This is a genomic window from Methylolobus aquaticus (assembly GCF_054172105.1).
The window spans coordinates 60386-74263 of record NZ_JBSYXP010000017.1 but is presented as its reverse complement, the minus strand read 5'-3'; the positions used below and the strand labels follow the sequence as shown (position 1 = coordinate 74263).

The window sequence follows — 13878 nt, the reverse complement described above, 5'->3', positions numbered from 1 at the left end:
AACGGCAGCTGTGTGATCTGGCGACGGTGTACTTCCGACCCAAAGCGGTCGGTCGACAGGAATGACATCGGATGGCTCGGCTCAGACTGAAGCGGTCATTGTGCATCGCAAACTGGACCGCAAGTCGTCGGCCCCGGCGGACGTTCATGACGCCCCGCCAACTCCTATCGAACGGCCTCTTTGCGGATCAGGCTCGAGTTCGGCCAGGACCATGCCTCTCTTCGCCGGTCTGATCCTCTTCTGGTTCGCGACTCTGCAACTGCAGAATCTTCTCTAGGTTTTTCGCTCGCGCTCTGCGCCGCACGGCTGGCAAGGTTTCCAGCGAGTGCCGGTTGACGGCTCGTCGCCGGACTCGCCTCTTTTGGGCTGATCGCTAGCCAACGTGCCTCGCCTATCTGTCGGGCAACGGCCTGAAAAAAGGGCTGATCCAGGAAACATACGGGGTTCAGAGGCTCGCATTCGAGCGGGTGCTTGTTGGGCGAGAGTTAGAAGTGTGAAAAGTTACCAAACCGGGCATGAAGTAATTCCGTTACTCGCTGCACAAGGAACCCTATCGTATGCACCACGCGCCGGGAACGTCCGGCAGGTAGCCGAGTAAACGTCACTTCCATCCGATACCGAGGGTCCTCCATCATGATCGCGAAGCCAACTGCCCTGAATCTGCCGCTCTCTTTGCCGATCACGCGAGACGTTCGCGACATCATGCAGGGAGCATGGCGTCGGCTGGCGACAGTGATCGACAGGGCGGCTCGCTTCGGACTCGTGTTGCCGATCGGGGCAGCCAGCATAACCGGTGTCGTGGCGCTGGCGCTGACGGGTGCGCTCGCGTGGCCCCTCGCGGTTGCGACCTTCCTGTGTGTCTATTCGAGCTATCTGATCGATCATTTGGCCGATGTCGGCGAACTGGCTCCGGAACATGAATCGGATCGCACCAAGGCCCTATCGAATCGCGCGCTGTTTTCCGCCCTGGGTCAGGCGGCCTTCATTGGTGCGCTGGCGATTTCCTATGCCTACTCCGGACTCGCGTCAGCCTTGCTGCTGCTCTGTTTTCCAGTCGCGGTCGCGTTGTACGGCACGCCGCTGTTCGGAGCTTTGGCGGGGCGCTTCGTGCCGTACCGGCGATTGAAGGACATTCCCGGGATCAAGGCCTTCTACACAGCGTTCTTCTGGGCCCTACTGGTCGTCTACGCCGCTGGTTTCATGGCAGCGATTGAGCCGCGAGTCACCGGATTCTTTGTCGCGTACGTATTCCTGTCCGACCTCGTCAACACGATCTTCTGCGATTTCAAAGATCTCGAAAGGGATCGGTTAGAGGGGGTCGTGACATTGCCACTAATGCTGGGCGTGGAGCGGACCACGTTATGGCTCCATCGCGTGAATCTGGCGGCACTTGCGGTCCTCTGGGGTGCGGTGATGATGCACTGGGTTCCAAGCTGGTTGATCGCGCTGACGCCCGTGCATCTCTATATCGGGGCGGTGGTCGCTCAAGGGGCCACTTTGGTACGTCGGGGCGGGAATCCGGGCGACGGTCCGATGGATGCGGCCTTCATGTTGTGGTTGCCGTTGGCCTTTATCGGTCTCAATTTTGGCTGCTGAACCAGATCACTCTTCCTTGCCAACCGGTCGATTTCCATGAATCCGCAAGAAACCTTCATCTTCCAGATCTCGGGGACCACCACCCTGTTGCTGTGGGGGATGGCGTACCTGCTGATCATTCGGCGCGCCTTCAAGGATCGAAGCTACGGCATGCCCTTCGCGCCGATGTGCGTCAACGTGGCCTACGAGTTCACGTTCGGTTTCGTCTTCCCGGACGTGCCACCGATGAACTACGCGAATATCGCGTGGTTTTTCATCGACCTCGTGATCGTTTACCAGTACCTCCGCTTCGGCCGGGACGAATTCCCGGCCCTGTTTCCCAGGAACTGGTTTCTCCCATCCGTTGTGCTGGGGATCGTCACAGCCTTTGTAGGGGTTGTTGCAATGACGGTCGAGTTCCACGACGTCAACGGCAACTACTCGGGTTGGGGTGACCAGTTACTGATCTCGATCAGCTACGTGGCGTTGCTGGCGCGCCGCCAGAGCCTCCGAGGCCAATCGGTGTACATTCTGCTGTCACGGATGTTTGGCTCGATCGCGTTGATTCCGGCACAGTACCTCCAGGCACCAGATTCGGTCCTGCTGGTGTTCATTTACGTGGCGTTCATCGTGTTCGACTTGATCTATCTCACCCTGCTGTTGCGGCAGTGCCGCCTGGAGGGAATCAACCCATGGCGGCGGGTTTAGGCGCCAATGATCGCCCAACAGACCTTCGAGTGTCGCATCCGGGTCACTGGGTACGATGACCCCGGTGTAGCCAGCATTATGCGGATCGTTGCTACGACCGCACTGCGGCCGTCACATTCGCGGTCGCGAACGGTGCGATCGCTCACGTTCGTCAGGCTGCCGCTGAGTCTCGCATAATCGGGCGAGCGCGCCGGACAGTGGCTATCGATCGGGGGGAAGCGACCGCCGGCACTGAGGCGACCCCCGAGCGCTCTTCGTGCCGGCGGGTCGGCGCGAGCGATGGCGCGGCATTCCAGGGCCCAGTGATCCGGATTCGCAGCATCGGGCTCGTGCAGTTGCAGACCCAGTTGAAAGCTCCGCCGGCCCTCGCCGCCGATCACGCGACGGCGCCACGTCGCCCATTGTTTGCCTGGCTCCAGCGTGTCGGTCGTGAGCCATAGCGAGTCCCGGGCGGGCCGGCAGGCCGGCGCGAGCGGCGTATCGTCCAGCTTCTTTTGCAGTGCCTGAGTCGGCCGCGCCAGGGTCACGACCCGCCGCGACACCACCTCGGCGCAGTGGCGCAGCGCCGATTCGGCGTCGAACCCCGGCGCCGCGCTACCGGGCATCCGCGGCACGGAGTCCGCGATCAGGGCCTCGAAATCGTCCGGGGCAAATTCCCAGCCGGCGTAAACGTCGTAGCGGTCTTTGCCGGTCGATGGAGTCCGGTAACGGATGGCAGGCAGGTACTGGTCACGGAGCAACAAATGGCGGAGGGACTGCGTGAACCAATACCAGAACAGGAAATCCCGCCCCGCCCGCGTGGCGTCGTTCTGAAAGATCAGCCGGAAATGCAGATCGTTGATCGCCTGGATGGGCCTCTCGGTCAGGCGATAGCAATCCACCTGCCAGCTTTCCCAGCTTGGCACCGGATCGTCCTCGCCCAGGTCGCGCAACTCCGGAGAGGCCAGGGGGCTCCCGTTCGCACTGGGCAGCACCAGGGCTTGCGGCTCGAAGTGGGGAGCTCCGACGGGGAAATCGCCGATCTCCGCCAGCCAGGCCGACAAGCTCCCGCTATCCAAATGGCGCGGGTGGAAGTCCGCAGTGCCGGAACGGCGCTTGACCGGCTGTTCGGTCTCCAGCCAGAGTCGGAACTCACCGGCCCGAACGAAGCCCGGTTCGGGATCGGGGCGCCAGAAGAGATGGAGGATGTTTGCCACGGTGGCAAAAGGACGGCTGAGAAACGGGAAGGCGGGACACGGCGATTCGGAAAAGGAAGGCTAGCAGCGTGACACCGGGCCGTCACCCGGTCGGGTCGCAGAGATCCCCGGTGCCTGAGCGAACCCGTGCTGCGGGGTTTCGTCAGCGACCGTAATTGGAATTCAGATAGCGCAGCAGGACCGGGATTTCATCGTTCTGGATGGGCGCGCCGAGCTTCACCATTTTCTCGATTTCCTTTTCCCAGCCCACCGCGTCCAGAAAGGGCGAGTTCATCGGGATGTAGTCGAGGCTGTGGCAGATCGCGCATTTCCCGATCACGAGTTCCTTTCCGTCGCCCTCCTTGAGCCGGATCAGGCTTTCATCGGCCGAGGCGAGCATCGGTAGGACCAGCACCAGGCGTAGCAGTCGCTTCATCGTCCGCCCTGTCAAGCCACGTGGACCGTGACGCTCTGCACGGCGTTGTGATGGTATCCGGCCGGGTTCGCGACGGGCTCGGGCACCTGGGCGTGCCCAGCCCGGTTTGTGGCCCGGACCTTCACCGTGACATCGCCCGGCCGCGCCGGCGTGATCAGGAAACCCCAGGGACGCCAGGCGAATCGCCCGCGATCTGGCTCCAGGGTCGCCGTCTGCCAGGTCGCGCCGCCATCGGTCGACACGTCGACCCGTTCAATGCCGTGTCCGCCATCCCAAGCCATCCCCTTCACCGCAATGGGCTGGCCCGGCTTGAAGCCCTGGCCCTCTTCGGGCGACACGATCAGCGAATTGACCAGGAGTTCGGTGATGGCTGCAGTGGTTTCGGTCTCCTGGGAAGGGAACCGGGCGTCCGTGACGAACAGTCCCTTCGGCACGCGATAGGCCGATTTCATCCAGAAACTGTCGAGCGGCCGGGATACCACATTGATGCCGGTCAGGTGCTTGAGCCAGTAGCTGGCTGCCCAGCCCGGCACGACCAGACGGGCGGGAAAGCCATTCCAGCGCGGTAGCGGTTCGCCATTCATCGCGAAGGCGATCAGGGTGTCTTCGTCCAGCGCCTTGGTCAGCGGCAAACTCTTGGCGAAGTCCGGGGTACTGGGGAATACACCGGAATCGGCGCCCTCGAAGGTGACTTCCAGCGCATCCTTAGCGAGGCCGGCCCTGGCCAGCACATCGCGCAAACGCACGCCCTGCCACAGGGCATTACCCATGGCGCCCTGCCCCCACTGGATACCGGGCACATGGGGCTGGAAGAACCCGCGACGGTTCCCGGCGCACAGGCAAAGCGCCGGCAGCTCGATCACCTCGAAGTTGCGCCGCAGTTCGGCCAGGGTGTACGCCATGGGCTTACCCACCGCATCGCCGCCGATCTTTAGCTGCCACTGAGCGAGATCGACTTCGGGAATGGCCGAGAGGTGATAGCGCACGAAAAAGCGGTCGTTCGGAGTGTAGAACGCCTGGAACTCGGCCAGCGGCGTTTCGTAATTCGGGGGCCGGTAGGTCCGCTTGATCAGCGCCTGCTTGCCCGGCAACGCGGCCATCACGGCCGAATCGACGGTGCCCGCGGGCAAGGTTGCCGGCCGGACGCGGGACTCGCTGCACCAGGCACCGGCAGGCAGCAGGGCACCGCCAGCTGCGCCCGCGAGGGTCTTCAGAAACTGTCGGCGGCCTGACATATGTGTGCCTCCTCGGCTTACCCGGACTTCAAGACAAGGCCTGGACCCTTATGGCATTACGCCGGGCCCGGGTCAACTGCTGCGAATCCCACCCGCCGGTCGTGACACCCTGGAATCAGACACCCCACTGATCTGTCGGATGGCCTAACCCACACGAGACGGGCGGTAATCCACAACCTATAATCGCGCGTCGAGCGGTCGGCGCGACCGACTCATCGTAAACCGCAACGTCAGTGCTGGGGTCCGGGCCGCTCATCTCGATGGACTGGAAGAGGACGGGTATCACCATGCTGCGGATCGGCAAAACCAAGCCTCACGCCAGGCCCCGCAAGCCGCGCCAACTCGGCAAGGAGCGTCTCAACGCGCTCAGCGAGGGGGTCTTCGCCGTCGTCATGACCCTGATGCTGCTCAGCGTCATCGATGATGTGACGTCGGAAGCCTTCGACGTCCATCACATCGCGCGTTCGCTGGTGACGCTCTGGCCCAAATTCGTCGCGTTCTTCATCAGCTTCCTCGTCATCGGCGCGTTGTGGATCGGCGACAACGTGCTGCTGGACGACATCCGCTACGTAGACGTGCGTTACCTGTGGATCAAGCTGCTGTACCTGCTGACCGTGACCTTCATGGGGTTCTCGGCCACGCTGATCGGCGAGCACCCGGATCACTGGCTGGTCGAAAGCCTATATGGCCTGAACATGCTCGCCGCCTATCTAACGACCTGGTGGTCATTTCGATACGCGGTGAAGACGGGTCTGATGGAAAAGCGCATGGACAATCAGGTCCTGCTCCAACTCATCTGGCTCCGCGTTTGGGCCGGCATCGCGGCCTATGCGATCGGCCCATTCTTTTCGATCTGGAACCCGATGTGGAGCTTCGTTTATTTCATGGCGCTGGCCGTCGCCTTCGCGCTGGTGATGCTTTTCTCAAGCTTCGAATGGGCGCCGACCGCCGATGACGAACCGGCGGACTGACGGGTGGCCGTGACTTCACACGGATCCCTAGCTGTGGTGGCGGCCGACAGCCTGACGGCCGAGATCCTGCTGAGTGCTCACGCCTCCCCAGCGCTGGCGACTGGAAGCGGCATCAGGCTGGACGCGGTAATGCGCCGGATCGAGGCGCTCAGACGCGAGCATGAGCAGCGAATCGCGCCTTGAGCGACAGAAGCAGACGGAACGGCAGGCCCGAGCCGAGTGCCCCGGCCCGCCCCGAACCGGCTCAGGCCGCGCGACCCGCCTTCATGGCGTCCGGCACTTCGACCAGCTTGCCGGTCTTCACGTCATAGATGAAGCCGTAGATCGGAATGTACTTCGGCACCAGTGTGTGATTGCGGATGCGCAGCACGTCTTCGACCACGCTCTGCTCGTTGTTCTTGATCGTCAGCCAGTTGATGTACTTGCCGTCGGCCGAGCCCGGGCCCTTGCCGACATCGTGCCAGCCGTTCGCATCGATCGTCGCGGTGTCCAGACTGCTGGACAGCAGGTCGCCCATGATGTCGTTGGTGAACAGTTCCATGCCGCAGTCGGTGTGATGGATCACGAACCATTCGTTGGTTCCGAGCAGCTTGTGCGAAATGACCAGCGAACGGATCGCATCGTCGCTGGCCCGGCCGCCCGCATTCCGCGTGACATGGGCGTCGCCCTCGGACAGGCCGGCATACTTGGCGGGATCGAGCCGCGCATCCATGCAGGTCAGGATCGCGAAGCCACGGGCGGGCGGCAGCGGCAGGTGCCCCTTGTCGAAGCTCGACACGTAGCCGTCGTTCGCCTTCAGTACCTCGGTCAAGATCTTACTCATGTTCTTCCTCGAATCTCGTTATTGGAATGGAAGTGTGCGGCCCACACGGTCAATGCAGCCAGCGGACTGCGCGGATACGTCAGCCGCCTCACCGAGCGTGGACGCCGGATTGTGAGCCTTCCTTATCGCCTCGGCAATGCCCGAGGATCCCGGTCGGCAAAACCGCCGTTCACGCTGGCGCGGCACTCGCGCGCGGACCCGTTCTGCACAGCAGCATGCGTGCCAGACCTAAACCGGGGGCTCGCATGCGGCATAACAACGGCTTGCCGGAAACCCCTCGACAGCGCGACGAAATTTCACTTCACTAATTGAAGCCTACTTTCGAATCGAATGATGCCCACATCCTCCGCCAGCGGCTGCGTCCCTGCCACGATGAGCTCGGCGCCGTTCTCGCGCCTGACCCCCATCGGTTTCCTGCAGACCTTCGTGCTGGAATTGATGGACCTGTGCGCTGAAGCCGGGATCAGCCCGACCGAGCAACTGATCGAACGGATCGCCCGCGGTGCCGGCCGCTTTTTCGAAGAAGCCTTTCGCGCCGAATATGGCGTGGAAGGGAACCTCGACCGGGAAGGCTACGCCGACCTGATCGTCGGCCTGAAGAACCGGATCGGAGGTCATTTCGCTCTGGTTTCCAGCGATTCGACGTGTCTCCGGGTGGTCACGAGCCGCTGCCCGTTCGGCGAGGGTGTGCGCAACGCGCCCGAATTGTGCCGGATGACCTCCAGTGTGTTCGGCGGTATCGCTGCACGCAATTTTGGCTATGCGCGCGTCGTGCTGGAGGAACGCATCGCGCTCGGCGATGCCGGCTGCACGGTCGCGATCCACCTGACCGGCACCATCGCAGGCAAGCAGGACGGCATCGAATACCGCGGCGGCGATGAACCCGCAGCCGAACCGGAGGGCATCGAAGCCCTGCAGAGCCGCATCGAATCCCGGATGCACGATCTGTGGCGCCAGATGAATACGCGCCGCACGGCGCTGCCGGACTTCGAGAAACCCAGCATCGTCGCCGAATCCCCGGCAATGCGGACAGTTCTGCGCGCCATCGAGACTGTTGCGCCGACGCCGGCCACCGTGCTGATCCGGGGCGAGACCGGTGTCGGCAAGGAACTCGCAGCCCGCGCCGTTCATGCGCTCAGCGAACGCGCCGACCAGCCTTTCATCGCCGTCAATTGCGGCGCCATTCCGGAAGGGCTGGTCGAGAGCCTGCTGTTCGGTCACGAGAAAGGCGCGTTCACCGGCGCCCTCGAGGTGCATCGAGGGTATTTCGAGCGGGCCGACGGGGGCACGCTGTTTCTGGACGAAGTCGATGCGCTGACCCCATCGCTGCAGGTCCGTCTGCTGCGGGTACTGCAGGAAGGCGAACTGGAACGGGTCGGCGGGCACAGGAACCTGTCGGTCGATGTCCGGATCATTGCCGCGACGAACTGCGACCTGGAACGCAGCGTCGCCCATGGCGCCTTCCGCAAGGACTTGTACTACCGCATCAACGTCGTCAGGCTGGACATCCCGCCGCTGGCCGAGCGGGCCGAGGACATTCCACGCCTGGTCGAGTTGATCCTGAAGCGACTGTCCGCACGCTACCGCAAGCCGATTCGCGGCGTCACGCCGGCACTGATGGAGCGTCTCAGGACCTATCGGTGGCCGGGAAACGTGCGCGAACTGGAGAATACGCTGGAAAGAGCGATCCTGTTTGCCACCGGCCCCCAACTCGACAACGTCGAACTGGGCGCAACAGAGCCCTCGATCCCGGCGACCGACCCGGGCTTCAAGGCGCTGCGCAGGGAAGTGTTGGACCGCCTGGAACGGGACTATCTGGAGGACGCCCTGCGCCGCTTTCACGGCGATGTCGCGCGCGTTGCCGCAGCCATGGAACTGACGCCGCGCGCCGTTTACCTCAAGCTCGGCGCACTGGGCCTGGACCCCGCGCCGCACCGCCCGGCGCGGGGCCGTCGCAACGGGAAAAGCCTGCCCTGATCGACCGAGCCGGAATCCACCCTAAAAAGCCGGTAGGATAGACGGCGCGCATCCACTGCCACAGCCTCCGTCTCGCCCCCCGCCACCATGAGCATCGAGCCCTCGCGCCAGACGCAACAGCGTCACACGAAAATTCTCGCGGCACTTGCCATCGGTGTACTCACGACCATCGCAGCAACCAGCGCCTCGATCTGGCAGATGTCGCGCTTTTCGAGCGACACCGCGGCCATCAACCATTCGTATGAGGTCGTCGCGCAAGTCGAGGCGGTCCTGACGATAGCCACTGAAGTGCAGACCGCAATCCGTGGCTATGTCATCACCGCTGATGATGACTTTCTGGGCCCCTACCAGGCGGCTGCCCTGCAGGTTGACGAACGGCTGAGCGAAACCGCGGTACTGGCCGCTCATGACCCGGCGCAAGCGCAGCGCGCGGCGAGACTGGAGCAGTTGTTGCGTGAACGTATAACCCGGGCGCAAGCGCTTCTGGAACTACGACAACGCAGCGGCTTCGAGGCGGCTCAAGCGTACATAGCCACCGGCGATGGCGAAGCCAACCTGACCGCCATCCGGGCTCAGGTCGGGGCGATGCGCAGCGCCGAAGCGGCCTCGTTGCACCGGCGCCTCGATCGTTCGAGCCGGAACCGAAACACTGCCATCGTCGCTGTCGTGGCCGGCAGCGCCTGTTCGGTCCTCCTGGCAGTCATCGCGCTCGTGCTGATCCGGCGGGATTTCTCCGGCGGCCGCAAGGCCAATGCCGCACTGCGCGCGGCGGAAGAGCAGATCCGGTCGGTGCTGAACACGATGCCGGCAGGCGTCTGCGCGGCTGACCGGGAAAGCGGGCGGATCGTGTTCGCCAACGACGCGGCCTGCCGGATGTTCGGCTACCCTCACGATCAGTTGATCGGCATGCCGCCCTCGCAACTGATTCCGCCGGCCGAGTTCGACCACGTCGTATCGAAGCTCGAACAGGCACTGCAAGGCAAGACCCCGATCGACGAGAGCATCCCGCTGGCGCGCGCCGACGGGAGCGTGTTCCGGACCGATATTCGCAACGCCCTGATCGAAATCGACGGGCGCCCTTGCCTGCTGAGCCTGTTCACCGATATCACGGAACGGATGCGAGCGACCGAAGCGCTGCGGGAGAGCGAGGCGCGCGCCCAGCGTCAGCTGTCTGAACTGCAGGCCATCTATGACTCCATCCCGTTGGGTTTGTGCGTTCTGGACCGGGAAGTGCGGTACCTGCGGATCAACCCCCGCCTGGCTGCAATCAACGGGGTACCGGCAGCCGATCACATCGGCAAGACGGTTGACGAGATCATTCCTTCCATTGCCCCCAAGGTCCGAGCACTGGTGGAACACATCTTCCGCACCGGCGAAGAAGTGACCGAAGTCGAACTCAGCGGCGCAACCCTGACCGAACCGGCCGTGATCCGAACGTGGATCGAGCAATGGTTGCCGCTCAAGGACAGCCACGGGCAGATCGTCGCCATCAATGTGGTCGTCGAGGACATCACCGAACGCAAGCGCGCGGAGGAGACCCTGCGGCGCACGAGCGAGCGTCTCGAACTCGCGCAATGGGCCGCCCGCAGCGGTTCCTGGGACTGGGATATTGCGGACGACCGGTTTGATTGGTCCACGGAGACCTTCAAACTGTTCGGGCTGGATCCGCAGCGGGACGAAGCCGGATTCGAATCGTGGCGGCGCGCGTTGCATCCGGATGACCGCGGCGCGGCCGAGGAGCGCGTTGCGGCTGCGCTGCGGGACGGCTCGCTGCTGGACAGCGAGTACCGCATCGTACTTCCCGACGGCTCCGTGCGCTGGATCAATGCGCTGGGACGCACGACGCGGGATGCGGAAGGCCGCGCCGTCCGTATGGCAGGCCTGTGTATCGACATCACCGAACGCAAGGAAGTCGAGGCCAAGCGGCGGGCCAGCGAGGAGATGTTGCGCTTTACGCTGGACCACACGCAGACCGGGCTGTGGCAGTGGGATGTGGCACACGGCACGCTCGAAGCGACCGCTCAGAACCATCGCTTGTTCGGTCTGCCCGACGACGGCTCACAGACTTCGCCGGAGATCTATGGCGCCCTGATACACCCCGACGACCGCGACCGAATCGGCGCCGCTTTCGCCGCGGCGTTAAAGGGTGCAGGCCGTTACGACGCCGAATACCGCATCCGGCGACCCGACGGCGAGGAGCGATGGATACACTCGGTCGGCAGCGTGAGCAAGGATGCGCACGAACAACTTCAACTCGTCGGCATCTCTCGCGACATCACCGAGCGGAAGCGGAACGAGGAGGCGCTGCTCGACGCGGACCGGCGCAAGGACGAGTTCCTCGCGACGCTGGCGCACGAATTGCGCAACCCCCTCGCACCGCTGTCGGCGGCACTGGAAATCATGCGGACGGCGGGCGATGCTGCGCCCACGCCGCCGGCGCTCCGCGACATGATGGAGCGACAGCTTACGCACCTGGTCCGGATGGTCGACGATCTGCTGGAAGTGTCCCGCATCACCCGGGGCAAGATCGAGTTGCGCAAGGAGAGGGTCAACCTGGCCACCGCAGTCGATCATGCCCTTGAAACCAGCCAGCCGCTGATCGAGGGAGGAAACCACAGGCTAATCGTGTCGCTGCCATCCAAACCGCTGATCGTCGAGGCCGATCCGGTGCGACTGACCCAGGTGATTGCCAACTTGCTGAACAATGCGGCCAAGTACATGGACCAGGGCGGAAGCATCCACGTAAGGGCGGAAAGAAGTGGCGATGAAGCCATGCTCAGCGTCCGCGACGAAGGCATCGGCATCGCGGCCGAGAATTTGCCGCGCGTATTCGAGCTTTTCGGCCAAATCGACCGCTCTCTGAATCGTGCGCAAAGCGGCTTGGGGATCGGTCTGGCCCTGGTACGCCGGCTGGTCGAAATGCACGGCGGGAGGGTCGACGCCCGCAGCGAAGGGCTGGGCCTCGGTAGCGAGTTCGTGGTTCATCTGCCACTCTCGGCACCGGTGCCGGATCCGCTTCCGACGCGCGCGGCATCGTTACCAGGCACTCCCTCACCGCTCCGCGTGTTGGTGGTCGATGACAACCGCGACGCCGCGGACACGCTTGCGATGCTGATGACAGGCCTCGGATCGACGGTCAGGGTGGTCTATGAGGGCGCGGCCGCGCTCGAGATCCTCCCGGCCTTCGAGCCGGACATCGTGCTACTCGACATCGGCATGCCGGGAATGGACGGCTACGAAGTGGCGCGACGGATCCGCCAGTTACCGTCAGGGGCGCGCATCCTGCTGGTTGCCGTCACCGGCTGGGGGGAGGAAAAAGACCAGCAACGCACCCGGGAGGCGGGCTTCGATCGCCATCTGACCAAACCGGTCAGGCTCGATGCGCTGAAGGCACTGCTGATCAGCCTGAAGTCTCCGGCGCAATCCGAATGCTCAGCCCCCTGAGACGCGCAGGGGAACGGTCCATTTCCGGCATACCCGATCCCGGTAGACACCATTTTTGCAATATAATCAAAGGCCTCTATGGCATCCTGTAACGAACTCGGCATGACGACTCCCTGGCGTACCCGATGGACCGGACTGTGGCGGTGGTTTTTGATCGGCACGTTGGTCCTCCAGGGCTGCGCGACCGTCTACAAACCGCAAAACCGTGGCATTCACGCGATCGACAACGCCAAGGGCTATCGCCTGATGAAGAGTCGCAATGGCGACTACGGCGACCATCTCGTATTCCTGGCCTTTTCGGGCGGCGGCACACGCGCTGCCGCGCTGAGCTATGGCGTACTGCAGGAACTGCGGGACACGCAGGTCGACAGCCGCGGCCGGCGGGTCCGGCTACTTGATGAGGTCGACAACATCAGTTCCGTATCCGGCGGTAGTTTCACCGCCGCCTACTACGGCCTGTTCGGTGACCGGACCTTCACGGATTACGAGAAGGTCTTCTTGCGGCAGGGCATTCAGGGCACGTTGATAGGCCAGCTGTTCAATCCGGCCTACTGGTGGAACAGCCTGTTCAGCGCCTTCGACCGGACCGAGATGGCGATCGAGTTCTATGACAGCCATATCTTCGAGCGCAAGACCTTTGCCGACTTCGACCTTAAGAATGGTCCCTACATCGAGATCAATGCGACCGACCTCGGCAACGCGAATCGGTTTTCCTTTATCCAGGCGTACTTCGACCTGATCTGCTCGGATCTCAACGCGTTCTCGGTAGCCCGCGCGGTGACGGCATCGTCGGCGGTACCCGTGGCCTTCCCCACTGTCGTACTCGAGAACTTTTCCGGCGACTGCGACATCAGCCAGTCCGGTATCGTGCGTTTTCTCAACCAGCCGGAGAACAGCAAGGATCCGCGGTTGGCCGAATTGCAGAAGCGACTGGAGTCCTATACCGATCGCAAGGAGCACCCCTACATCCACCTGGTCGACGGTGGCCTGTCGGACAACCTCGGCCTGCGCGCGCTGACAGACCGCATCGAGACGATCGGCAGCGGCCTGCTGTTGAACACCAACGGCCGACCGCCCACGGACGTCCTGGTCATCTCGGTCAACGCCGAGGTCGACCCGGAGCGCGGCATCGACCGCTCGGCAGCCAAACCCTCCGTGATCGATACCATCAACGCGTTCTCGGACGTCCAGATGTCCCTCTATAACAACGAAACCAAGCTGTTGTTGAGTAACAAGCTGAAGGATCTCGAAAGCAGTCTGACGGCACGCGGACTGAACGTGCGCTTCCACACCGCCGAGGTGTCGTTCGCGTCCATTCAGGCCAAGACCCTCAAATCCTACTTCAACAATCTGCCCACGACGCTTGAATTGTCCGACATCGAGGTCGACATGCTGATCGACGCCGGTCGTGACCTGCTGCGTAAAGACCCGGGCTTCAAGGGTTTTCTCGCCGTGAATAATGGCCAGCGAACAGCAGTTGCCCCGTCGACCTCGAGCAGTGCTCCCACCCCTGCCGGAGGGGCGCGTTGAAGCC

10 protein-coding genes are annotated in these 13878 nt (G+C 63.2%); 6 read left to right on the top strand and 4 right to left on the bottom strand.

The genetic code is table 11. The features are described 5' to 3' along the window. The first annotated feature begins 633 nt into the window (after window positions 1-633). Both ACW73L_RS18840 and ACW73L_RS18835 read left to right on the top strand, forming a co-directional pair. Window positions 634-1596 (top strand): UbiA prenyltransferase family protein, encoded by a 963-nt coding sequence (locus tag ACW73L_RS18840; RefSeq protein WP_498924122.1) that lies wholly within the window; start codon window positions 634-636, stop codon window positions 1594-1596. A 36-nt stretch (window positions 1597-1632) separates the two neighbouring features. Continuing rightward, window positions 1633-2283: a transmembrane-type terpene cyclase gene (locus ACW73L_RS18835; protein WP_498924121.1), complete on the top strand. Its 651-nt coding sequence runs from the start codon at window positions 1633-1635 to the stop codon at window positions 2281-2283. On the opposite strand, the gene ACW73L_RS18830 is transcribed toward ACW73L_RS18835, so the two are convergent. The 3 genes from ACW73L_RS18830 to ACW73L_RS18820 all read right to left on the bottom strand — a co-directional run bounded on the left by ACW73L_RS18830 (window position 2280) and on the right by ACW73L_RS18820 (window position 5129). Further along, window positions 2280-3479: a hypothetical protein gene (locus tag ACW73L_RS18830; protein WP_498924120.1), complete on the bottom strand. Its 1200-nt coding sequence runs from the start codon at window positions 3477-3479 to the stop codon at window positions 2280-2282. The two genes, ACW73L_RS18835 and ACW73L_RS18830, sit on opposite strands and share 4 nt — an antisense overlap. 142 nt (window positions 3480-3621) lie before the next feature. Beyond that, window positions 3622-3894: a cytochrome c gene (locus tag ACW73L_RS18825; RefSeq protein ID WP_498924119.1), complete on the bottom strand. Its 273-nt coding sequence runs from the start codon at window positions 3892-3894 to the stop codon at window positions 3622-3624. Window positions 3895-3905: 11 nt separating this feature from the next. Further along, window positions 3906-5129 (bottom strand): molybdopterin-dependent oxidoreductase, encoded by a 1224-nt coding sequence (locus ACW73L_RS18820; protein ID WP_498924118.1) that lies wholly within the window; start codon window positions 5127-5129, stop codon window positions 3906-3908. Window positions 5130-5416: 287 nt separating this feature from the next. Between ACW73L_RS18820 and ACW73L_RS18815 the strand changes: the two genes are divergently transcribed. After that, window positions 5417-6100: a TMEM175 family protein gene (locus tag ACW73L_RS18815; RefSeq protein WP_498924117.1), complete on the top strand. Its 684-nt coding sequence runs from the start codon at window positions 5417-5419 to the stop codon at window positions 6098-6100. A gap of 244 nt (window positions 6101-6344) precedes the next feature. On the opposite strand, the gene ACW73L_RS18810 is transcribed toward ACW73L_RS18815, so the two are convergent. After that, entirely contained in the window at window positions 6345-6923 is a 579-nt protein-coding gene (locus ACW73L_RS18810) for a beta-class carbonic anhydrase (protein WP_498924116.1), read from the bottom strand. A 333-nt stretch (window positions 6924-7256) separates the two neighbouring features. Between ACW73L_RS18810 and ACW73L_RS18805 the strand changes: the two genes are divergently transcribed. The 3 genes from ACW73L_RS18805 to ACW73L_RS18795 all read left to right on the top strand — a co-directional run bounded on the left by ACW73L_RS18805 (window position 7257) and on the right by ACW73L_RS18795 (window position 13874). Then, on the top strand, window positions 7257-8900 hold the full coding sequence (locus ACW73L_RS18805; protein ID WP_498924115.1) for a sigma 54-interacting transcriptional regulator: 1644 nt from the start codon (window positions 7257-7259) through the stop codon (window positions 8898-8900). A gap of 87 nt (window positions 8901-8987) precedes the next feature. Then, window positions 8988-12344: a PAS domain S-box protein gene (locus tag ACW73L_RS18800; protein WP_498924114.1), complete on the top strand. Its 3357-nt coding sequence runs from the start codon at window positions 8988-8990 to the stop codon at window positions 12342-12344. 78 nt (window positions 12345-12422) lie between these two features. Beyond that, window positions 12423-13874, top strand: coding sequence for a patatin-like phospholipase family protein (locus tag ACW73L_RS18795; RefSeq protein WP_498924113.1), 1452 nt, complete (start codon window positions 12423-12425; stop codon window positions 13872-13874). The last annotated feature ends 4 nt before the right edge of the window (window positions 13875-13878 follow it).

What these genes read in the sequence shown, in the direction of transcription:
- ACW73L_RS18840 (WP_498924122.1), top strand. Translation starts at nt 634, where the DNA reads ATGATCGCGAAGCCAACTGCCCTGAATCTGCCGCTCTCTTTGCCGATC.
- ACW73L_RS18835 (WP_498924121.1), top strand. Translation starts at nt 1,633, where the DNA reads ATGAATCCGCAAGAAACCTTCATCTTCCAGATCTCGGGGACCACCACC.
- ACW73L_RS18825 (WP_498924119.1), bottom strand. Translation starts at nt 3,894, where the DNA reads ATGAAGCGACTGCTACGCCTGGTGCTGGTCCTACCGATGCTCGCCTCG.
- ACW73L_RS18820 (WP_498924118.1), bottom strand. Translation starts at nt 5,129, where the DNA reads ATGTCAGGCCGCCGACAGTTTCTGAAGACCCTCGCGGGCGCAGCTGGC.
- ACW73L_RS18815 (WP_498924117.1), top strand. Translation starts at nt 5,417, where the DNA reads ATGCTGCGGATCGGCAAAACCAAGCCTCACGCCAGGCCCCGCAAGCCG.
- ACW73L_RS18810 (WP_498924116.1), bottom strand. Translation starts at nt 6,923, where the DNA reads ATGAGTAAGATCTTGACCGAGGTACTGAAGGCGAACGACGGCTACGTG.
- ACW73L_RS18805 (WP_498924115.1), top strand. Translation starts at nt 7,257, where the DNA reads ATGCCCACATCCTCCGCCAGCGGCTGCGTCCCTGCCACGATGAGCTCG.
- ACW73L_RS18800 (WP_498924114.1), top strand. Translation starts at nt 8,988, where the DNA reads ATGAGCATCGAGCCCTCGCGCCAGACGCAACAGCGTCACACGAAAATT.
- ACW73L_RS18795 (WP_498924113.1), top strand. Translation starts at nt 12,423, where the DNA reads ATGGCATCCTGTAACGAACTCGGCATGACGACTCCCTGGCGTACCCGA.